Origin of the sequence: Streptomyces californicus, from assembly GCF_000717645.1 — a bacterium.
Lineage (GTDB): Bacteria > Actinomycetota > Actinomycetes > Streptomycetales > Streptomycetaceae > Streptomyces > Streptomyces californicus.
In genome coordinates this window covers 276,817-298,219 of record NZ_JNZZ01000001.1, presented here as the reverse complement: position 1 = coordinate 298,219, position 21,403 = coordinate 276,817, and the positions used below count along the sequence as shown (strand labels likewise).

Below are 21,403 nucleotides of genomic sequence, written 5' to 3'. Positions count from 1 at the left end.
ATGGGTACATGATCGATGCGCGGCGGCTGCGAATCCTCCGTGCGGTGGCCGACCACCGCACGGTGACCGCGGCCGCCGCCGCGTTGTACCTGACGCCCTCCGCCGTCTCCCAGCAGCTCGCCGCCCTGGAGCAGGAGACCGGCCACCGCCTCGTCGAACGCGGGGCGCGCGGGGCCCGGCTCACCGCCGCCGGGGAGATCCTGCTCAGCCACACCAACCTGGTCCTGGCCCAGCTGGAGCGGGCCGAGGCGGAGCTGGCCGACTACAGCGCGGGCGTCGCCGGCACGGTCACGGTCGCCGCGTTCGCCACCGGCATCGGCCTGGTGCTCGCCCCCGCCCTCACCGAGCTGGCCCGCACCGCGCCCGGCATCCGCGTCAAGGTCCAGGACGCGGAGGGCGACGCGAGCGTGCCGATGGTGCTGGACCGGCAGGTCGACGTGGCGGTGGCCGTCGAGTACCGGGGCGCGCCCGCCGAGGACGACCGCCGCCTCACCCGCGTGCCCCTGTACTCGGAGCCGTTCGACGCGGTGCTCCCGGTGGGCCACCGGCTGGCGGACCAGGGCCAGGTGGCGGTGGCGGACCTCGCGAAGGACCCGTGGATCGGGCCGTACCCGGGCAACCCCTGCCACGACGTGGCGGTCCTGGCCTGCGAGTTCGCCGGGTTCGTCCCGCGCATGGAGCACTCCTCGGACGACTTCCGCGCGGTCGTGGCCCTGGCCGGGGCGGACGCGGGGGTGGCCCTGGTGCCGCGTTCCGCGCTGCGCGGGATGGAGCTGGCCGGGGTGGTCGTGCGCCCGGTCGAGGGCAGCGCCCCCACCCGCCGGGTCTTCGCCGCCGTACGCCAGGGGGCCGAGGGCCATCCGCTGATCCGGCCGGTGCTGGACGCGCTGGAGGCGGCGGCCGTACGGGAAGCCGACCCGGCCGCCCGCGCCTGACCCGCTCAGCCCTTCTCCGCCCCGGCGATACCCGGAGCGGCAGCGCGCCGGAACCACCGCCGCCGGCCGGTCCCGGCCGCTTTCGGACGCTCGGGGTCGTAGGCGATCTGCCAGCAGACCAGCGCCACCAGGATCCAGATCGTGGTCCAGGCCGGCAGCCCTGCGCCGAGCGGGGCCAGGGCGACCGACACGGCCAGGCAGGGGAGCGACCGGCCCAGCAGCCCGAGGCGGTCGGCCCGCCCGGCCGACGGGAGCGCCGCGACCAGACCGGCGGCGAAGTACCCGGCCATCGCCCCGCACAGCAGCCAGTGCTGCCCCTTCGGCAGGACGTCGTCCCCGTGGGCGACCGCCGAGCCCAGCGCGGTGGCCAGCGCGACCAGGAAGCCGGTCATCACCGCGTGCAGCAGCATCGCCAGCCTCGGCGCGAGCGTGCCCTCGCGCAGCCGGGGGATGCCGTTGGTGCCGTACAGCAGGCTCAGCGTGCAGACCGCGGCCAGCAGGGCGAACGCCCCCAGGCCGGTGGCGGCGAGCGGCCGGTCCCAGTGCTCGCGCTCCGAGGCGGCGTCGATGATCTGGATGACGCCCTCGCCCAGCACGATGATCACGTACAGCCCGAGCCGTTCGCCCATGTGCGCGGTGTCGATCCGCGACTCGCTGAGCCGGGGCGGCTCGGGTGCGGGGGAGTGGGCGGGGCCCGGCGGAGGGCGGCCCTCGCGGCGGCGCGCGGCCCGCTCGCCGGCCTTGCGCAGGGTGCGGTCCCGGGTGGAGACCAGCAGGGTGACGACGTCCAGCGCGATGCCGAGCGCCCAGAGCCAGTACCGCAGCGGGGTCTCCACGAAGAGCGAGACGAGCCAGGGCACCGCCCCGGCCCCGAACTGGGCCAGCGGCCAGTCCACCACGATGCTGCCCCGCCGCCAGACCCGGCCCGCCTGCCACCGCAGTGCGACGTAGGCGATGACGAAGGCGACGGCGTGGCTGGTCTGCACGGCGTGCACGGAGGCGGCCATCACGGCCATGCCGAACATCGCGATCAGCAGCGTACGGACCCGGGTGTCGGCCGCCGCGATGTCCCCGTAGACGGCGAACCCGGCCCAGGTGGTCCAGAACGCCAGGTAGAGGACCGTGTACAGGGCGAGGTCGGCGACGTGGGGCCCGTCGTGGAGCAGATGGGCGAGCTGCCCTGCCCCGGCGACGACGACGAGGTCGAAGAACAGCTCGTTCCAGCCCGCGTGCCGCTCGGCCGGCGCGGCGCTCTGCGTGTCCTCCATGTGCCCATCGTCCGCCGACGCGGCCGGGACGCGCCCCGGCTGTGGGCCGAATGGCGACCACGCGGGGAAACCCGTACGTACGTCCCGGCGTCAGGCGGCGGGCTGGAGGAGGTCCCACCGGTTGCCGTACAGGTCCTCGAAGACCACGACCGAGCCGTACGTCTCGTGGCGCGGCTCCTCCAGGAAGCGCACCCCGGCCGCGCGCATCCGCTCGTGGTCGGCCGCGAAGTCCTCGGTGTGCAGGAAGAAGCCCACCCGGCCGCCGGTCTGCGCTCCCACCGCCGCGCCCTGCGCCTCGTCCTTGGCGCGGGCCAGCAGCAGCCCCGTGCGGTCCGCCGCCCCGCGCGGGCGCACCACGACCCAGCGGGAGCCGTCGCCCCGGTCGGTGTCCTCCACCAGGTCGAAGCCGAGCGCGTCGCGGTAGAACGCGATCGCCTCGTCGTAGTCGCGGACGACCAGGGTGACCAGGGCGATGTGGGACATGGTGGGGTCCTCCGGGGGTGCTGGAGCGGTGGGGCCCGTCCGGTCCCGATCCGCCGGACACGCCCCTGGGTTATACGTAACACTATCGCTATGGGTGCCGTATGCCGACGCGTCGGCCCTCGGCCACCGGGCACAATGCGCCGCATGGACTCCGTGGACGCGACGAGCACCGCCGGCCTGGCCGCGCTGACCGACCGGGCCCGCGCGCTCGCGGACACCGGGCGGCGGCGCGTCCTCGGGATCGCCGGCCCGCCCGGAGCCGGCAAGTCCACTCTGGCGGAACGGCTGGCCGCGGCCCTGGACGGGCGCGCCGCCGTCGTCCCGATGGACGGCTTCCACCTGGCCGCCGCCGAGCTGGACCGCCTCGGCCGCGCCGACCGCAAGGGCGCGCCCGACACCTTCGACGCGGCCGGGTACGCGGCCCTGCTGCGGCGGCTGCGGGCCCCGGACCCGGTGCACGCGGTCTACGCCCCGGCTTTCCACCGGTCCCTGGAGGAGCCGGTGGCGGGCGCGTTGCCAGTGACGCCGGACGTCCCCCTCGTCATCACCGAGGGCAACTACCTGCTGCTCGACGACGGCCCCTGGGCCCCGGTGCGCGGGCTGCTCGACGAGGTGTGGTTCCTGGAGCTCGACCCCGGGACGCGGGTTCGTCGACTTGTCGACCGGCACGTGCGTCACGGCAGGCCCCGGCGCGAGGCGGAGGAGTGGGTGGCCCGCTCCGACGAGGCGAACGCCCGGTTGGTGGAGCGCGGCCGCGACCGGGCCGACCTGGTCGTACGGCTGACACCGGCCGCCGGCTGAGACGGGCGTGGCAGGTGGACGGCTGAGGCGGGCGGGTGGCGGTGCCGCACCGGCGTCCGGGGCGGGCCGGCAGCCGGAGGGGAATCGCCGGCTGTGGCGAGTGACGCGCCTGGAGGGGGCGTCGCGACCGCGCCGAGCCCGAAGCGGGCCGCGACCGCGCCGAGGCCGAAGCGCGACGGGAGGCAGGCAGCGGCCACGCCGAGCCCGAGGCATCCCGCGACCGCGCCCGGCCCGCAGCGCGCCCGGAAGCCGGTCGCGTGCGTTCCGTCGGGCGGGCAGGATGCTGTGTGCCGTGTCGTACCGTCAGGAGGCCCCGATGTCCCGCCCCAGCCCGTCCGCCGAGCACCCCGCCCCGCCGCCCTTCACCGCCGACGACTACCGGGCCCGGATGGCACGCGCCGCCGAGTCCGCCGCCGAGGCCGGGCTCGCCGGGGTGATCGTCGCGCCCGGCCCCGACCTCGTCCACCTCACCGGCTACCGCCCCGTCAGCACCGAACGCCTCACCCTCCTCGTCCTGCGGGCCGGCCACGACCCGGTGCTGGTGGTCCCGACCCTGGAGGCCCCCGACGCGGCCGCCGCGACCGGCGCGCCCGCCCTCACCCTGCGGGACTGGACCGACGGCACCGACCCGTACACGGTGACCGCGCCCCTGCTGAAGGCCGAGGGCCGGTTCGGCGTCAGCGACAACGCCTGGGCGATGCATCTGCTGGGCCTCCAGCGGGAGTTGCCCGGCACCTCGTACACCGCGCTCACCGAGGCCCTGCCGATGCTCCGCGCGGTGAAGGACGCCGCCGAGCTGGAACGTCTGACCGCCGCCGGGGCCGCCGCCGACGCCACGTACGAGCAGATCCTCAAGGTGCGCTTCTCCGGCCGCCGCGAGGTCGACGTGGCCACCGATCTCGCCGCGCTGCTGCGGGAGTTCGGCCACTCCCAGGTGGACTTCACCGTCGTCGGCTCGGGCCCCAACGGGGCCAACCCGCACCACGAGGCCGGTGAACGCACCATCGAGCGGGGCGACATGGTCGTCCTCGACTTCGGCGGACTGAAGCACGGCTACGGCTCCGACACCTCCCGTACGGTCCACGTCGGAGAGCCCACCGCCGAGGAGCAGCGGGTCCACGACATCGTCCGCGAGGCCCAGGCGGCGGGTTGCGCGGCCGTCCGGCCCGGCGTCTCCTGCCAGGAGATCGACCGGGCCGCCCGCGCGGTGATCACCGAGTTCGGCTACGGCGACCGCTTCATCCACCGCACCGGCCACGGCATCGGCGTGACCACCCACGAGCCGCCCTACATGATCGAGGGCGAGGAGCAGCCCCTCGTCCCCGGCATGTGCTTCTCGGTGGAGCCGGGCATCTACCTCCCGGGCCGCTTCGGCGTCCGCATCGAGGACATCGTGGCCGTCACCGAGGACGGCGGACGGCGGCTCAACACCACCGCCCGCGAACTCGCCGTCGTGGAGTAGACCGCGGTGCGCCCGGTCCTCCGCGGAGGACCGGGCGCACCCGGGGCAGCCGCGTCCGGCGCGGCAGCCGTACGCGTACGGCCGCCGCCGGCCGTACCACCCGGGTCACAGGCGCGCCGACTCCACCCTGCCGGTGAACTCGCCGCCCACCTGGGCGGCGAGCCAGTGGACGCGGGCGAGCTGCTCGTCGTCCCCGGCCCGGGTGTGGACGTACACCGTGTGGTCCCGCGAGAGTTCCTCCTGGTAGAGGTCCCGGGAGTTCACGGTCAGCGTGAGGTAGGCGTACTTCTGCGAGATGTGCTCCAGCCCCGCCTCGGGAACGTCGGGCCACGCGTCCAGGTCCCACCTGACCGCGGCGGCATCCGGCCCCAGTGCGCCGATGAAGGGCTCGGCGCGGTCCAGCGGACGACACCAGTCGAACACCTGGACCGGCAGGAAGTCCGCGGGGTCGTCGCCGGCCTCCGACGACCCGTGCTCCTTCCCCTCCGCCGCCCACCATTCGAGACCGGGCAGTACGGCGCACACGCGCGCCAGGACGTCCGGCGACCTGATCACCGCTTCGAAGTCGACCTCCGCACGATCGGTGTCCGCGATGTCCAGCAGGGTGCGCACCGCGCGGATCGCTTCCGGCAGGGAAGCGGTGGTGAGGACGGCGGAGGCGGCGGAGTTGCTCATCCCGGAACTGTAGAACGGCGCGCACGGACCCGGACGAGCGGCCGGCGCTCGGCCCACGGCCCCCGGCCGCCGGGGCACGTCCGGCGGACCGGGCCCGAGCCCGCTCAGTCGTCCGCCAGCACCACGCACGACTCGGGCGGCAGGTGCAGCACGCCGTCCGGCCCCGGCGCCTCCACCGGCTCCCACGACGCCAGCACCCGGCCCCCGGAGCGCCGGTGGCGGCCGAGGCCGAGCGGAATCGCGGCCGGACGGTCCGCCAGGTTCACCACGACCCGCACGTCCCCCCGGCGGTACGCGAACCACCGGGCGTCCTCGTCGAACGCGGTCTTCACCGCCGCCAGATCGGGATCGTGCAGATCGGGCAGCGTACGCCGCAGCGCGATCAGCTCGCGGTACCAGGCGAGCAGCCGTGCGTGCGGTTCGCGCTCCGGCTCGGTCCAGTCCAGGCAGGAGCGGTCCCGGGTGGCGGGGTCCTGCGGGTCCGGGATCTCCTCCTCCGCCCAGCCGTGCGCCCCGAACTCCCTTCGCCTGCCGTTGCGTACGGCCTCGGCCAGCTCCGGGTCCGTGTGGTCGGTGAAGAACTGCCAGGGCGTGCGCGCCCCCCACTCCTCGCCCATGAACAGCATCGGCGTGAAGGGCCCGGTCAGCACGAGTGCGGCGGCGCACGCCTGGAGACCGGGGGAGAGGGCGGAGGCGAGCCGGTCGCCGAGCGCCCGGTTGCCGATCTGGTCGTGCGTCTGCGCGTATCCGACGAAGCGGTGCGCAGGGGTGCGGGACACGTCCACCGGGCGGCCGTGGGTGCGGCCCCGGAAGCTGGACCACGTCCCGTCGTGGAAGAACGCCGACGTCACCGTCTTGGCGAGGGCGGCGAGCGGGGCGCGGGCGAAGTCGGCGTAGTAGCCCTGCGCTTCACCGGTGAGCGCGGTGTGCAGGGCGTGGTGGAAGTCGTCGTTCCACTGGGCGTGCAGCCCGAGGCCGCCTGCCGGGCGGGGCGTCGTGGTGCGCGGATCGCAGAGGTCGGACTCGGCGATCAGCCCGAGCGGCCGACCCACCTCGGCCGCCAGCGCGTCGACCGCCGTCGACAACTCCTCCAGGAAGGTGAGCGCCCGGGTGTCGGCCAGCGCGTGCACCGCGTCCAGGCGCAGCCCGTCGAGCCGGTAGTCCCGCAGCCAGGCCAGCGCGCTCCCCAGCAGGAACGCCCGCACCTCGTCCGAGCCCGGCGCGTCCAGGTTGACCGCCGCGCCCCACGGGGTGTGGTGGGTGTCGGTGAAGTACGGGCCGAAGGCGGGCAGATGGTTGCCGGACGGGCCCAGGTGGTTGTGGACGACGTCCAGGACCACCCCGAGCCCCAGCCCGTGCGCCGCGTCGACGAAGCGTTTCAGCCCCTCCGGCCCACCGTACGGCTCGTGCACCGCCCACAGCGAGACGCCCTCGTACCCCCAGCCGTTGACGCCGGGGAACGGGCAGACGGGCATCAGCGACACATGGGTGACGCCCAGCTCGGCCAGATGGCCCAGCCGGGCCGCCGCCGCGTCGAACGTGCCCTCCGGGGTGTACGTGCCCACGTGCAGCTCGTACAGCACGGCGCGGTTCAGCCGCCGCCCCGCCCAGGGGCCGCGCCAGGCGTACGCCTCCTGGTCGACGACCGCGCTCGGCCCGTCCGGCCCGTCCGGCTGACGCCGCGAACGGGGGTCCGGCAGCAGCGGGCCGTCGTCCAGCCGGAAGCCGTAACGGTCCCCGTCCGACGCCTCCGCCCAGGCCGTCCACCACCCCTCGCGCCCCGGATCGCGCTCCATCGGGGACCGCACGTCCGCCGCCTCCAGCACGACCGAGTCCGCCTCGGGGGCCCACACCTCGAACCGCATCCACCACTCCTCGTCGCCGGCCGGGGCGCGCGGTCGCCCGGGAACGGGCTTCACGATCCGCGCGACGGACCCTGTTCCCGCCCGCCACCGGCCATTAAGGTCTGGTCCTGATCATTGCCCGGTGAGGTTCCCGCTCATACAGGTTCTGTTCACCCGCACTGGTTCCGCTCACACGTACGGCTGCTGGAGGCCGCGATGACCCTGCCGATCTTCCCGCCCGGTTTCCTCTGGGGCGCCTCCGCCTCCGCCTTCCAGACCGAGGGGGCGGTGGACGCGGACGGCAAGGGCCCCTCCGGATGGGACGCCTTCGCCGCACAGCCGGGCCGGATCAAGGACGGCACCGACACCACCCGCGGCACCGGCTTCCACGCCCGCTACCGCGAGGACGCCGCCCTGCTGGCCGGGCTCGGCGCGGACGCCTTCCGGTTCTCCATCAGCTGGCCCCGCGTGGTGCCCGGCGGCAGCGGGGCCGTCAACGCCGACGGGCTCGACTTCTACGACCGGCTCGTCGACGAACTCTGCTCCCACGGCGTCACCCCCGCCCCGACCCTCTACCACTGGGACACCCCGCTCCCGCTGGAGGAGGCCGGCGGCTGGCTCGACCGGGACACCGCCTACCGCTTCGCCGAGTACGCGGGCATCGTCGCCGAACGCCTCGCCGACCGGGTCCCGATGTGGATCACCATCAACGAACCCGCCGAGGTCACCCTCCTCGGCTACGCGCTCGGCGAGCACGCCCCCGGCCGCGCCCTCCTCTTCGACGCCCTGCCCGCCGCCCACCACCAGCTCCTCGCCCACGGCCTCGCCGTCCGCGCCCTGCGCGCGGCGGGCGCGGACAACATCGGCGCCGCCTTCTCGCACGCCCCGGTCTGGACCGCCGGCGACACCGACGAGGACCGCTTCGGCGCGGAGCTCTACGACACGCTCACCAACTGGCTCTTCGCCGACCCCGTCCTCACCGGCCGCTACCCGGACGAGAGCCTCGCCGCCCTGATGCCGGGACCGGTCGCCGACGACCTGAAGACCATCTCCACCCCGCTCGACTGGTACGGCGTCAACTACTACAACCCCATCCTCGTCGGAGCACCCCGCCCGGAGGCCCTGGAGACCTTCTCCGGCTTCACGATGCCCGCCGAACTCCCCTTCGGCATACGCGAGATCGAGGGGTACGAGAAGACCGGCTTCGGCTGGCCCGTGGTCCCCGAGGGGCTCACCGAGATCGTCACCACGCTCCACACCCGCTACGGCGACCGCCTCCCGCCGCTCTACATCACCGAGAACGGCTGCGCCCTGGAGGAACCCCACGCCGACGACCGCCGCATCGCCTACCTGGAGAGCCACCTCACCGCCCTGCGCGCGGCGATGGACGCCGGGGTGGACGTGCGCGGCTACTTCACCTGGTCCCTCACCGACAACGTGGAGTGGACGGAGGGCGCGTCCCAGCGGTTCGGCCTGGTCCACATCGACTACGAGACGCTGACCCGTACGCCCAAGAAGTCCTACGCCTGGTACCGCGACCTGATTCGCGCCCAGAAGTCCCAGCAGCGCGATCCGGCGGCCGAAAGGGCTTACGCGACGCCCGCCGAGTGATCAATACTTCCCGCCATGGTCGCTTCATGGTGGTCCCGGGCCCGGCTGGGGATCTTCGTTCACTGGACACCCGCCTCCGTCCCCGGCTGGGCCCCGCCCTACGTCCCCGCCGCCGAACTCCCGGCGGCGGGCAGACGCGCCCCGCTCGGCTGGACCTCGTACGCGGAGTGGTACGAGAACGCGCTCCGCTTCCCCGGCTCCCCGGTCTCCGCCCACCACCGCGCCACCTACGGCACGCGGCCCTACACCGACTTCGGCCATGACTTCGAGGACGGGCTGGCCGGCTGGGACCCGGCCGCCTGGGCCCGCGCCTTCCGGGAGGCGGGGGCCGGCTACGCGGTCCTGGTCACCAAGCACCACGACGGCTTCTGCCTCTGGCCCTCCGAGACGCGGAACCCGCACCGCGCCGGCTGGCACACCACCCGGGACGTGGTCGGTGAATTCGCCGAGGCCGTACGGGCCGAGGGCCTGCGCTTCGGCGTCTACTACTCCGGCGGACTCGACTGGACCTTCGACGACCGGCCCATCGGCACCGCCGCCGACATGTTCTCCGCCGTCCCGCGCGGCCGCTACCCCGCCTACGCGGACGCGCAGATGCGGGAGCTGATCCGCCGCTACCGCCCCGACATCCTCTGGAACGACATCGCCTGGCCGGCGTCCGCCGACGAGATCCGCTCGCTCGTCGACTTCTACCGCTTCACCGTCCCGCACGGCGTCGTCAACGACCGGCTGCTGCCCTGCGCACCGCACTGGCGGGGCCTCGGGCTGCCGGGAGCTAAGGCGCTGTACAACTGGTGGGACCGGCGGACGGTGGCGCGGGGCGAGGGCTTCGTCCCGCGCACACCGCCCGTCTTCGACTTCCGCACCCCGGAGTACGCCCGCTACGAGGGCTCCGACCCGTACGAGATCACCCGGGGCGTGGACCACAGCTTCGGCTACAACCGCAACTCCGGCCCGGACGCCTTCCTCGACCGCGCGGCCCTGACCTCACTGGTCCGCGACACGGCGGCCGACGGCGGGAACGTCCTGCTCAACGTGGGCCCGCGCGGCGAGGACGCGACCATCCCCGCCGAGCAGAGCCTGCGCCTGGAGTGGCTCGCCGAGGACGTGGCCCGGCAGTAGCCTCACACCAGATCGATGCGTTCCTGGGCGACGGGGTGGCCGGCGCGGGCGAACGCGGCGGCCATCGGCGTGTTCCCCCGGTCCGTCGCGCCCGCGATGGACTCGGCGCCCCGCTCCACCAGGAAGCGGGTGCACTCCACCAGCAGGTCGTAGCCGTACCCGTGGCCGCGCGCCTCCGGGACGACCCCGATGAAGCCGATGCAGGGTCCATTCGGGTTGTGCGCGGGCACATGGATCCCCGCGACCTCTCCGTCCGGGGTGAACGCGAGCTGCCACCACTCCCTCGGCGAGGGGAACCAGTGGAAGATGTCCAACTCCGCCTGCGCCGCCGCGTCCAGGCCGCCGGGCCCCGCGATCGCCCGGCGGGCGTGCGCGTCCAGCGTGACGGAGTGGCACCGGCGCAGGACGTCGAGGATCACGGCGTCGTCCGGCTCGGGGCGGAACGTGAGCCGGCCCGGCCGCTCGGGCAGCGGGCAGTCGGGGGTCCACTCATAGCGGTAGCGCTCGACGAGGACCTCCATCCCGGCGGCCCGCGCCGCGTCGATCCTGGCCTCGGCGGCGGCCCGGACCTCGGGCATCTCCCGCCAGCCGGGCGGCACCAGCAGGGAGAACTCGGCACGGAGGGGAGAGCGGCGCAGGAGTTCGGCGCCCGCCTCCTCCTCGCCGTCCGCGAAGTCGAACCAGTCGAGGGCGACGGGCGCGGTGTCGTCGGGCGCCGCCCACCAGGCGGCCCTGGCCACCACGGTGCCGTCGCGCAGGGCGACCCACGTCCAGTCGGGGCGGTACTCGCCGCCCTCCGCCACGGGGGCGTAACGGTGGCCGAACGCGCCGCGCCCGACGAGGGAGGCGTCCTGAAGAGCGTGGAAAAGATGCGCGTCGCTCGTGGTGAGCGCGCGGATGACCAGATCGGTCATGGAGAGATCCTCCGGGAAGAAGCGCCGCGCTCCCGGTCAGACGGAGTCCGACACCGCCCCATGGGCGGGACGGGAGCGCGGGGTTGAGAAGAAGCTGCTGAAGCCGGCGGCACCGGTGGTGTTCGCACGCACGGTCCCACCCCCTTTCACGATCTTGATCGACGGCGGTGCCGACCGTAGCCGCCTTCCGCACCGGCCGTCCACCGCGTTTGAACGGAGGGCCCGCCATCCACCGCGTTCGGACGGCGCGGCCCCGCCCGTCCCGCCGAACACCCCGGCAGCGGGCCCCGCGTGGGAGCGGCGCAGGTCAGCGGGGGAGGAAACCCTGGCTCGTCTGGACACTCCGGGCCCTTCGGCCCGACAATCGTCGACGTGACATCCTCCTCCGAGTTCCACATGAGTCCCGCGCGGCTGTCGGACGCCCAGCGCGACCGTGTCCTCGGCGTGCTCAGGGAGGGTGCCGCACAGGGCAAGTTGTCGCACGACACGTTCCTGCGCCGGATGGAGCTCGCCCTCGCCGCCCGCCGCCCGGAGGAGTTGGCGGCCCTCACCTCCGACCTGGAGAGCGGCGGCCGTTGGTCCCAGGGACTGGTCCGCGCGGTGGGCGGGATCTCCGCCTTCCCGGGGCGGCTGCGCCGCGCCTGGCAGACCGAGCGGCTGCCCAGGCTGCTGCTCCCCGTGCCCGGCCCGCATCCGCTGCTCATCGGCCGCGACCCGGCGAACGGACTGCGCCTCAACCACGAGACGGTCTCCCGGCTGCACGCCGAACTCCACGCGCTGAACGGCCGCTGGCTGCTGCGCGACCTCGGCTCCACCAACGGCACCTGCGTCAACGGGCAGCGGCTCGTCGGCGCCATCCCGGTGCGGGACGGGGACCAGGTGAGCTTCGGCCACATGAGCTTCCGCCTCACCGCCCCGGCCCACCGCCCGCTCGAACTGCCGCCGCCTCCCGCACCCCGCCCCTCCGCCGGACTGCCGGGACACCACGCGCCGGGACCGCCGCCCGGGGCCCCGGAGCTGCCGCGCCAGGGGGCGATACCGCCGCCGCACCCGGCCCCGGGCCCCGCCCACGCTCAGCCGCAGCCGGGCGGGCACCCCCCTCAGCAGCCCGCGCCCCCGCAGCCGGGTGCCGCGCCGCAACAGCAGCAGCCCGGCCCGGACCGTCGTCCGCAGCCCGATGTCGCTCATCAGGACCCCGGCGGGCACCCCCCTCAGCGGCCCGCGCCCGCGCCCCCGCTGCCGGGTGCCGCGCAGCCGCAGCCCGGCCCGGACCGCCCGTCGTCCGCGTCCGGGCCGCAGCCCCCGCCGTCCGCCTGAGCCCCGGCCCCGCCGCCCTTCACCCGAACGGCCGTCCGCCGACTGCGGCACGCCCCCGCCGGTGGTCCGCTGGAGGGGCGCGCGCCGATCACCGGCGCACCGACTCCAGGGGGCAGGGATGCCGGTCGACCGCCCCGAGGCCGTGCCCGACGCCCGCCGCCCGCACCGGATCGCGGGCGGTCAGCCGGGGCTGCTCGCCCCGGGGGCCACGACGGACCCGTACCGCCTGCGCCTCTACCGCCTGCTGCGCACCGAATACCCGCTCGGCTACGACCCGGCGCTCGACGCCTGGCTGCTGAGCCGGTACGTGGACGTGGCCCTGGCGCTCACCGACCCCCGGTTCACCGGCTACCCGCACGACGGGGCCCCGCGCGGCCGGGCCCCCGTACCGCTCGGACTCTGCCGGGGCGCCCAGGTCTGCGCGCCGCCCGCCGTGCCGTACCGCACGGTGGAGCCGGCCGTCGAGCGGACCGCGTACGTACTGGCCCGCCGGATCGTCGGCCGGGACCGGGCCGACCTGGTCGCCGACTTCTGCCGCTGGCTGCCCACCGGGGCCGCGGCGGCCGCGGCCGGGCTCTCCTACCCGGGCGTGAACGGCCGCACCGGAGGCGAACCACACCGGCGGACCGGCGGGGGAGCGGACGACTGCGCCCGCTCCACCGCCCTGCGCGAGCACGCCCTCGCCTCGTTCCTCGCGAACATGCTCGACGACCCCGACCTCCAGGCCGCCGCGACCGCCGGCGCAGCGGCGCCACACGCCTCGGGGACGCTGCTGGACCGGGCCTGGGCCGAGACCCTGCGCCGCGACCCGCCGGTCCAGATCGTGCTGCGCCGCACCCGTACGGAGGTGCCCGTCAGCGGCGGCACCCTCCCGGCGGGCGCGCCCGTCGCCTGCCTCATCGGCGCGGCGGGCCGCGACCCGGCCCGGTTCACCGCCCCCGACCGGTTCGATCCGCTGCGCGCCGACGCGGACACCCTCCTCACCGGACCGGCGCACTGCCCGGCCGCCCGCCTCGGCCGGCTGGAGGCCGAACACGGCCTGCGCGCCCTGCTGACGGCGATGCCGGGCATCCGGTGGGCCGACGGCTTCCGGCCGGTGGCGGGCGGTCTGCTCACCCGGAGCCCGCGCACGCTGCTCGTCCGCCCGTCCTGACGGCGGCCGCCGGCCCCGGGCCCCCCACGGCACATGACGCCCGGTCAGTCCCGTACACGCCGCAACAGCGCCACCGGTCGCTCGGCGAACAGTTCCTCCGCCCGCACCGCGCCCCCCGCCAACTCCCGTTCCGCGGAGCCGGACAGCAGATCCCGCCAGACACCCCCGTCCGGCAGCTCCAGCACCGTGTCCCCCCAGCCGCCGCCCTCGGCCAGCCGCAGCGACAGCCGGGTCACCGCCGTGACCACCTCGCCCGACCGGCAGAACGCCACCAGATGCGAGGCGGCCGGACCCGACGCCCCCAGCGGTTCGTACGTCCCCGACTCCCCGAAGACGTCCGGCGCCTCCCGCCGCAGCCTCAGCGCGGCCGCCGTCAGCTCCTGCTTCTCGTCGGGGGCGTCGGGCCGCCGGAACGGCTGCCGGTTGTCCGGGTCGACCAGCGCCAGGTACGCGCTCTCCGTGCCCTGGTAGAGGTCCGGCACACCCGGCATCGTCAGCTGCACCAGCGCCGCCCCCAGCACCTGGGCGCGCACATGCGGGGCGAGCGCGCCCGCGAACTCCGCGATCCGGTCCCGGGCCGGACCCGACGCGCGCCCCGGCCCGGCCGCGACGAAGTCCGACACCGCCCGCTCGTACGCCGGATCCGACTCCGTCCAGCTCGTGAACAGCCCCGCCTCCCGCACCGCCTTCAGCAGCGCCGGCTCCAGCCGCCCGCCCAGCTCCTCGGCCGGCATGTCCGCGCAGCCGTACGCCGACTGCCAGGCCGCCCATGCCAGTTGGCCGTCCGGAGCGGCGACCGGGGTCGTCTCCGTCACCTCCGCCAGCAGCGCGGCCCACCGCTGCGGGCACTGCGTCAGCACCGCGATCCGCGCCCGGACGTCCGCGCTGCGTTTGGTGTCGTGGGTCGTCAGGACCGTCCCGGTGGCGGGCCAGTCACGGGCGATGCGGGCCGCGAACGCGTGGAACTCGTCCGGCGACACGGCGGGTCGTCCGGCGTCGCCGCCCACCTCGGTGGCCGAGAGCAGCGGCACGTACCGGTAGAACGCCGTGTCCTCCACCGACTTGGCGTGCAGTGCGGACGCCGTCTGGGCGAACCGGACGCTGAACGCCGTCTGTTCGGGGCCGCCGCCGAGCCGCCCGAGCGCCAGCTCCCGTACGACGTCCACGGCCGCCGCCTCCTCCTCCACGGCGAACACCGCCTTCGCGTCCCGCACCGCCTCGTCGGGCAGCGCCTCCTGTGCCGTACGGCTCGGCCGCTCGCCCGCCGTGACGTACGGCCGGTAGACCGGGACCCGCACCAGCAGCTCCCGGACCGCCGTCCGCAGCGCCCAGGGGGCGTGGTCGCGCAGGGCGGGGTCCCGTTCGCAGACGGCGCTCGCCAACCGGGTCAGCCAGGCGGTCTCGGACGCCAGCTCATGGGTCACCACCCGGTACGCGGCCCGGCGCGCCGTCTCCGTCCAGTCGCCGCCCCGGTCGGCGGGCGGGATCGCGAACTCCCGGTAGTGACCCAGCAGTTCCGCCGCCCCCGCCGGGTCGGTGAACAGCCCGTCGATGCGGCGCAGCGCGTCGTACCCGGTGGTGCCCGCCACCGCCCACTCCGCGGGGAGGTGCTCGTCGCCGGTGAGGATTTTTTCCACCACCGTCCACCGCCCGCCGGTGGCCTCGTGGAGCCGTTCCAGATAGGCGGCCGGGGCGGCGAGGCCGTCCGGGTGGTCGATGCGCAGCCCGTCCAGGACGCCGTCGCGGAGCAGTTCGAGGATTTTGGCGTGGGTGTCCTCGAAGACCTCCGGATGCTCCACGCGCACCCCGATCAGCTCCGGGACGGTGAAGAACCGTCGGTAGTTCAGCTCGGTGCGGGCCAGGCGCCACCAGCCGAGCCGGTAGTGCTGGGCGTCCAGCAGCTCCGGCAGCGGGAGGCCCGCCGTGCCGTCCCGCAGCGGGAACGCGTGGTCGTGGTAGCGCAGCACCTCCCCGTCCACCGCGAGATGCTCCAGCTCCCCGCCGAGCGGCCCTCCGAGCACCGGCAGCAGCACCTTCCCGCCGCCCGCCGCCCAGTCGACGTCGAACCAGCGGGCGTACGGGGAGTCCGGCCCCTCGCGCAGCACCTCCCACAGCCGGCGGTTGTGCCGGGGGGAGGCGGCCATGTGGTTGGGCACGATGTCCGCGACCAGCCCGAGACCGTGCTCCCGGGCGGCCGAGGCGAGCGAGCGCAGCCCCTCCTCGCCGCCCAGCTCCTCCCGTACCCGGCCGTGGTCGACGACGTCGTAGCCGTGGGTGGAGCCGGGGACCGCTTCCAGGACGGGGGAGAGGTGCAGGTGCGAGACCCCGAGCGAAGCGAGGTACGGCACGGCCTTCTCGGCGGCGGCGAAGGGGAAGTCGGGCTGGAGCTGAAGCCGGTACGTGGCGGTGGGCGTCATGGCTTTCTCCGTACCCCGCCCGGGGCGATCCGTGTCACCCCGGGCACAACCTCACCCTCGCCGTAACGTCGGGCAGCCCCTCGGGCGGGCCGCTTCGGGACCGGCGGCCCCTCAGGCGGGCCGCTTCAGGACCGTCAGGCTGCGCCCGATCAGGGTGACCCGCTCGCCCTCGGCCACCTTCGGGCCGGTCCCCGGGGGGACCCCGTCCGGGCGTGCGGTGTCCACCACGACCTGCCACTGCTCGCCGTGGGCGACGGGGACGGCGAACTCCAGCGTCTCGGCGCTCGCGTTGAACATCAGCAGGAACGAGTCGTCGGAGATCCGCTCGCCGCGCGGCCCCGGCTCGGAGATCGCGTGCCCGTTCAGGAAGACGGTCATGGCCTTGGCGTGCGCCGCCTGCCAGTCCTCCTGCGTCATCTCCTCGCCCTCGGGGGTGAACCACGCGATGTCGGACAGGTCGTCGTGGGTGCCCTCCACCGGCCGCCCGTGGAAGAAGCGCCGGCGCCGGAACACGGGGTGGTCGCGGCGCAGCCACACCATGGCCCGGGTGAACTCCAGCAGCGTCGAGGCCGGGGCGTCGGCGGGCTCGTCCGGATCGGGCCAGTGCACCCAGGCCAGCTCGTTGTCCTGGCAGTAGGCGTTGTTGTTGCCGTTCTGCGTACGGGCGAACTCGTCGCCGTGGGACAGCATCGGCACGCCCTGCGAGAGCATCAGCGTGGCGATGAAGTTCCGCATCTGGCGGGCTCGCAGCTCCAGGATCTCCGGGTCGTCCGTCCCGCCCTCGGCCCCGCAGTTCCAGGACCGGTTGTGGCTCTCGCCGTCCCGGTTCTCCTCGCCGTTGGCGTCGTTGTGCTTGTCGTTGTACGCGACGAGGTCGTGCAGGGTGAAACCGTCGTGGCAGGTCGCGAAGTTGATGGAGGCGAGCGGGCGGCGGCCGTCGTCCTGGTAGAGGTCGGAGGAGCCGGTGAGCCGCCCGGCGAACTCCGCCAGCGTGCGCGGCTCGCCCCGCCACAGGTCGCGGACGGTGTCGCGGTACTTGCCGTTCCACTCGGTCCACAGCGGCGGGAAGTTGCCCACCTGGTAGCCGCCCTCGCCGACGTCCCACGGTTCCGCGATCAGCTTCACCTGGCTGACCACCGGGTCCTGCTGGACCAGGTCGAAGAACGAGGAGAGCCGGTCCACCTCGTGGAACTGGCGGGCCAGCGTGGCCGCGAGGTCGAAGCGGAAGCCGTCCACGTGCATCTCGGTCACCCAGTACCGCAGCGAGTCCATGATCATCTGGAGGACGTGCGGGGACCGCATGAGCAGCGAGTTCCCGGTGCCCGTGGTGTCCATGTAGTACCGCTGGTCGTCGGTGAGCCGGTAGTACGAGGCGTTGTCGAGCCCGCGGAAGGAGAGCGTGGGCCCCAGGTGGTTGCCCTCGGCGGTGTGGTTGTAGACGACGTCGAGGATGACCTCGATGCCCGCCTGGTGCAGCGCCTTCACCGCCTGCTTGAACTCCAGCACCTGCTCGCCGCGGTCGCCCCACGAGGCGTACGTGTTGTGCGGGGCGAAGAAGCCGATGGTGTTGTAGCCCCAGTAGTTGGCGAGCCCCATGTCCGCGAGCCGGTGGTCCTGCACGAACTGGTGGACGGGCATCAGCTCGATCGCGGTGACGCCCAGTTCGGTCAGGTGGGCGATCACCTCCGGGTGCGCCAGCCCGGCGTACGTGCCGCGCATCTCGGGTGGCAGCCCCGGGTGCAGCATCGTCAGGCCCTTCACATGGGCCTCGTAGATCACGGTCCGGTGGTAGTCCGTCCGGGGCAGGCGGTCGTCGCCCCAGTCGAAGTACGGGTTGACCACCACCGAGCTCATGGTGTGCGGCGCCGAGTCGAGGTCGTTGCGCTCGTCCGGCTTCCCGAACGGGTAGCCGTACACCGCCTCGCCCCAGTCGATCTTCCCGGCCACGGCGCGGGCGTACGGGTCCAGCAGCAGCTTCGCGGAGTTGCACCGCTGCCCGTTCTGCGGCTCGTACGGTCCGTGCACCCGGAAGCCGTAGCGCTGACCCGGCATCACCCCGGGCAGATAGGCGTGGCGCACGAAGGCGTCGGTCTCGCGGAGTTCGACCGCCGTCTCGGAACCGTCGTCGTGCAGCAGGCACAACTCGATCCGGTGGGCGGCCTCCGAGAAGACCGCGAAGTTGGTCCCGGCGCCGTCGTACGTGGCGCCGAGCGGGTAAGCGTGTCCCGGCCAGACCTGCATGATGAGACTCTTCCACTTCTGATCCGGGGGCTGCGGCTTTCCTCGGCCCGATGGCTCCTCGAACATTTCCCGAATACGTCCCGAATCTTCCCCGAAAACGGGGCGCTCACCTAGGACGTCACCCGGTGCGGCCGGGTCCCGTCGTCCGCGGCCCTCTCACCGGTCAACTTCGGACACCTCCGTGCCGCCCCGGACGTGCTTCCGGACGTCGTCACCCGGCAGGCGTCCGGTTCGCGCCCCGGAACGGGGGCCCCAATCACTATGAATCCGCTCACTCCATCCGATCTCGCCGCACGGAACAAGCCGTGTCCACGCAGGAGTTGGCAAAGTCCCCTGTGCATCGGGCTGCGTCGGATCACGCTCCCGGAGTACCCTTCCTTGATCGTTGGGTGGGGGAGTGGAAGGCGGTACGCGGGTGAGCTCGGGAGGGTTCGAGCTGCCCCCAGGTGACGCAGGTCGCGAGGGGGAACCGACGGATGCCCCGCCCGGGGCGGTGTCCCTCGCGCAGCCCATGGAGATCGGCGCCGAGCTGGAGTGGGGATCGGAGTCCTGGAACGAGGTGCGGACCCGGGCCCAGCGGGCCGGCCGCGCCTATATCTGGCTGAATCTGGTCGAACAGCGGTTGCGCGCCGTCGTCGCCGCCGTGCTCCGGCCGGTCTACGAGCCGGTGCACGGCGAGGAGTGGGTGGTGGCCGCCGCCGGTCCGGCCGGTCAGGAATGGGTGCAGCGCGCCGTCGCCGTACGCGAGGTGTCGCGCCGCAAGGGCTATCTGCTAGACCCGGCCGACGACAACGTCCTCAGCTTCCTGACGCTGCCGCAACTGCGTGAGCTGATGGTCCAGCACTGGCCGTGCTTCGAGCCGTACTTCGACGACCGCCGCGATGTCGAGCTGGCCCTGGACGAGCTGGAGGTCGCGCGCAACGTCGTCTCCCGCAACCGGGCGCTGAACGAGGCCGTCCTCGCCCAGGCGGAACGCGCCTCCGCCCGGCTCCTGGACATCCTCGGCGGCGGGGCGGGCGTACCGTCGGCCGACCGGCTGCCCGTGGACGCCGTGGAGGAGCTGGTCGGCGACCGGTACGCGGACGTGGTCTCCGTCCACTCCGACCGGGTGCGGCTCCAGCGCCAGCTCCCGGCCGAGGACCTGTTCGGCGGGGCGCGGCGGCTCGACGCCATCGGCATAGGGCTCAACCTGCTCGTGCAGAACTTCTCCGGCCGCCGGCTCGTGCGGCTCGCCGAGTCGGGCTGCCGGGTCCGGCTGCTGTTCATCAACCCGGCCAGCAGCGCGGTGAAGCGCCGGGAGCGGGAGCTCGGCCTCAAGAAGGGCGAGCTGAGCCGCTCGGTGGAGATGAACATCCTGCACATGCGGCGGGTGCGCTCCCGGCTCCGCGACCCGGGGGCGTTCGAGATCCAGGTCTTCGACGAGACCCCGCGCTTCACCGCCTATCTGGTGGACGGCGACGGCCCGGACGCGGTGGGCGTGGTCCAGCCCTATCTGCGGCGGGCCCGGGGCATGGAGGCGCCGGTGCTGGTGCTGCGCGGCGGTGGCCGGCGCACGGTGGTCCGCGCGGGGCAGGACAGCGAGAACGGCCTGTTCGAGACGTACCGCGAGGAGTTCGAGTCGGTCTGGACGGACTCCCGGCCGGTCTCCTGACCTGCGTGTGGCGCGCCCCGGCGGGTAGGCGCGGAAGGGAGCGGTCCGGTCGGGCCCCGGCCGTCCCGGCGCATCCCGCTCCGGCCGTTCACCTGACGGCCCGTGGGACGAAGGGGCCCGTCCACTGCTGTCAGTGGCGCGTGCGAGGGTGGTCGTCACGTGGGGAATGCACCACAGACGGAGGAAACGGGATGAGTTGGCTCAGCGGGACGCTGATGGCGTTCGATCTGGAGACGACGGGCACGGACGTCGAGTCGGACCGCATCGTGACGGCCGCCGTCGTCCGGCTGGAGGCCGACGGCTCGGTGTCCGAGGAGCGGACCTGGCTGCTGAACCCGGGCGTGGCCATACCGGAGCAGGCGTCGGCGATCCACGGCATCTCGACCGAACGGGCCCGTGAGCACGGGCTGCCCGCCGCCGCCGCGATCGAGGAGATCGCGGGCGCCGTCGCCGAAGGACTGCGCACGGGCGTTCCCCTGGTCGTGATGAACGCCCGCTACGACCTGTCCCTGCTGGACCGGGAGTGCCGCCGGTACGGGGTCGCCTCGGTCAGCGACCGGCTGGGAGCCGCGCCCTCACCCGTCATCGACCCGCTGGTCATCGACAAGCACGTCGACAAGTACCGGAAGGGGAAGCGGGCCCTCCACGCCCTGTGCGCCCACTACGGGGTCGCGCTCGACGACGCGCACGACGCCCGCGCGGACGCCGTCGCCGCCGCGCGCGTGGTGCGGCGCATGGGGGAGCAGCACCAGCCGGTCGGCGTGATGCCCCTGGAGGAGCTGCACGGCCTCCAGGTGCACGCGGCGGCCGAGCAGTCGCGGTCCCTGCAGGCGTACCTGCGGCGCACCACGGACCCGGCGGCGGTCGTCGAGCCGGCCTGGCCGCTCATTCCCCGGATGCGCTGAGCGGCTTCGCGGCCTGCGCGCCCGGAGCGCCCGCGGAGTCCTTGTCGCCGGTGGACCGCCGGAGGGGCGACGAGCTCTCAGAGCTTGCCGAAGACCACTCCGCGCCAGGTCCAGCCCGATGCGAGAGCGGTGTCCCGCAGCGGGTCCGTCAACTGCGCGCTGTCGAAGGCGAACGACTCGGCCGCTTCGAGACGGCCGCTCTCCCCCCGCTGGAGCGTGTACCTGCGCGAGACGGTTCGTCCACCGCCACGCGTGTACGCCGCCGAGGTCCGGAGCCGCGGAGGATTCCCGACGCGGGTGACCTCCCAGCTCTCCTCGACGGCACGCACCTCGGGGACGTCCCCGGCCAGCCGCATCCGGATCCGGACGGCGTGCGTCAGCTGGGACTGGACGAAGACGTGCTGCCAGGCGGGCTCGGCGAGCCGCCACTCCGCCACCAGATCGGCGCCGTGCGCCGCGCCGTCACCGATGACGTAGGGGACGTCCGGCCCGTTGAGACCGAGCAGAGCCGACCGCACCTCCTCGGCGGACCTCGGCTCGGCCCCGGCCTCGGGGTGTCTGGTCCCGGTCAGTCTGTCGAAGAATCCCATGGGGTCAACCTAAG

General features: G+C 74.2%; 16 protein-coding genes and 1 pseudogene. 9 read left to right on the top strand and 8 right to left on the bottom strand.

Translation table 11 applies throughout. The features are described from left to right. Positions 1-8: 8 nt before the first annotated feature. Positions 9-935 carry a LysR family transcriptional regulator gene (locus IF19_RS0101280; RefSeq protein ID WP_030276154.1) on the top strand — a complete coding sequence of 309 codons (927 nt, stop codon included), beginning with the start codon at positions 9-11 and terminating at the stop codon, positions 933-935. A gap of 5 nt (positions 936-940) precedes the next feature. Here the strand turns inward: IF19_RS0101280 and IF19_RS0101275 are convergent, their stop codons facing one another. After that, positions 941-2,203 (bottom strand): low temperature requirement protein A, encoded by a 1,263-nt coding sequence (locus IF19_RS0101275; protein ID WP_030276156.1) that lies wholly within the window; start codon positions 2,201-2,203, stop codon positions 941-943. A 90-nt stretch (positions 2,204-2,293) separates the two neighbouring features. Next, a complete protein-coding gene (locus tag IF19_RS0101270) occupies positions 2,294-2,686 on the bottom strand; it encodes a VOC family protein (protein ID WP_030114904.1) in 393 nt (130 codons plus the stop codon). Between the two features lie 144 nt (positions 2,687-2,830). On the opposite strand from IF19_RS0101270, the gene IF19_RS0101265 reads away from it, so the two are divergent. Then, complete coding sequence (locus tag IF19_RS0101265) at positions 2,831-3,487, top strand: nucleoside/nucleotide kinase family protein (RefSeq protein WP_030114905.1); 657 nt, start codon at positions 2,831-2,833, stop codon at positions 3,485-3,487. A gap of 316 nt (positions 3,488-3,803) precedes the next feature. Beyond that, positions 3,804-4,949, top strand: a complete 1,146-nt coding sequence (locus IF19_RS0101260) for a M24 family metallopeptidase (RefSeq protein WP_030114906.1) — start codon at positions 3,804-3,806, stop codon at positions 4,947-4,949. Between the two features lie 105 nt (positions 4,950-5,054). Here the strand turns inward: IF19_RS0101260 and IF19_RS0101255 are convergent, their stop codons facing one another. Together IF19_RS0101255 and treZ are read right to left on the bottom strand one after the other, a co-directional pair. Beyond that, entirely contained in the window at positions 5,055-5,624 is a 570-nt protein-coding gene (locus IF19_RS0101255; RefSeq protein ID WP_030114907.1) for a hypothetical protein, read from the bottom strand. A gap of 104 nt (positions 5,625-5,728) precedes the next feature. Continuing rightward, positions 5,729-7,489 (bottom strand): malto-oligosyltrehalose trehalohydrolase, encoded by a 1,761-nt coding sequence (gene treZ, locus IF19_RS0101250; RefSeq protein ID WP_030114908.1) that lies wholly within the window; start codon positions 7,487-7,489, stop codon positions 5,729-5,731. Positions 7,490-7,684: 195 nt separating this feature from the next. On the opposite strand from treZ, the gene IF19_RS0101245 reads away from it, so the two are divergent. Together IF19_RS0101245 and IF19_RS01000000134460 are read left to right on the top strand one after the other, a co-directional pair. After that, positions 7,685-9,079, top strand: coding sequence for a GH1 family beta-glucosidase (locus tag IF19_RS0101245; protein ID WP_030114909.1), 1,395 nt, complete (start codon positions 7,685-7,687; stop codon positions 9,077-9,079). Between the two features lie 15 nt (positions 9,080-9,094). Continuing rightward, positions 9,095-10,201, top strand: coding sequence for an alpha-L-fucosidase (locus tag IF19_RS01000000134460; protein ID WP_106973570.1), 1,107 nt, complete (start codon positions 9,095-9,097; stop codon positions 10,199-10,201). Between the two features lie 2 nt (positions 10,202-10,203). Here the strand turns inward: IF19_RS01000000134460 and IF19_RS0101235 are convergent, their stop codons facing one another. Further along, the gene (locus IF19_RS0101235) at positions 10,204-11,115 is read right to left on the bottom strand and encodes a GNAT family N-acetyltransferase (RefSeq protein ID WP_030114910.1); all 912 of its coding nucleotides are present in this window, start codon (positions 11,113-11,115) and stop codon (positions 10,204-10,206) included. Positions 11,116-11,487: 372 nt separating this feature from the next. Between IF19_RS0101235 and IF19_RS1000000138785 the strand changes: the two are divergent. Next, positions 11,488-12,045, top strand: a pseudogene (locus tag IF19_RS1000000138785) (FHA domain-containing protein); the annotation flags it as partial. Between the two features lie 505 nt (positions 12,046-12,550). Then, positions 12,551-13,585: a cytochrome P450 gene (locus IF19_RS0101225; protein ID WP_030276159.1), complete on the top strand. Its 1,035-nt coding sequence runs from the start codon at positions 12,551-12,553 to the stop codon at positions 13,583-13,585. A gap of 44 nt (positions 13,586-13,629) precedes the next feature. Here IF19_RS0101225 and treY read toward each other — a convergent pair whose 3' ends face one another. Together treY and glgX are read right to left on the bottom strand one after the other, a co-directional pair. Then, on the bottom strand, positions 13,630-16,002 hold the full coding sequence (treY, locus tag IF19_RS0101220) for a malto-oligosyltrehalose synthase (RefSeq protein WP_030276161.1): 2,373 nt from the start codon (positions 16,000-16,002) through the stop codon (positions 13,630-13,632). Between the two features lie 111 nt (positions 16,003-16,113). Next, positions 16,114-18,243: a glycogen debranching protein GlgX gene (gene glgX / locus IF19_RS0101215; protein WP_030114914.1), complete on the bottom strand. Its 2,130-nt coding sequence runs from the start codon at positions 18,241-18,243 to the stop codon at positions 16,114-16,116. Positions 18,244-18,658: 415 nt separating this feature from the next. On the opposite strand from glgX, the gene IF19_RS0101210 reads away from it, so the two are divergent. Both IF19_RS0101210 and IF19_RS0101205 read left to right on the top strand, forming a co-directional pair. Next, complete coding sequence (locus IF19_RS0101210; protein WP_030187461.1) at positions 18,659-19,894, top strand: SAV2148 family HEPN domain-containing protein; 1,236 nt, start codon at positions 18,659-18,661, stop codon at positions 19,892-19,894. 191 nt (positions 19,895-20,085) lie between these two features. Further along, positions 20,086-20,799 carry an exonuclease domain-containing protein gene (locus tag IF19_RS0101205; RefSeq protein WP_030114917.1) on the top strand — a complete coding sequence of 238 codons (714 nt, stop codon included), beginning with the start codon at positions 20,086-20,088 and terminating at the stop codon, positions 20,797-20,799. A gap of 77 nt (positions 20,800-20,876) precedes the next feature. Here the strand turns inward: IF19_RS0101205 and IF19_RS0101200 are convergent, their stop codons facing one another. Then, a complete protein-coding gene (locus IF19_RS0101200; RefSeq protein WP_030114918.1) occupies positions 20,877-21,389 on the bottom strand; it encodes a hypothetical protein in 513 nt (170 codons plus the stop codon). Between the last annotated feature and the right edge of the window lie 14 nt (positions 21,390-21,403).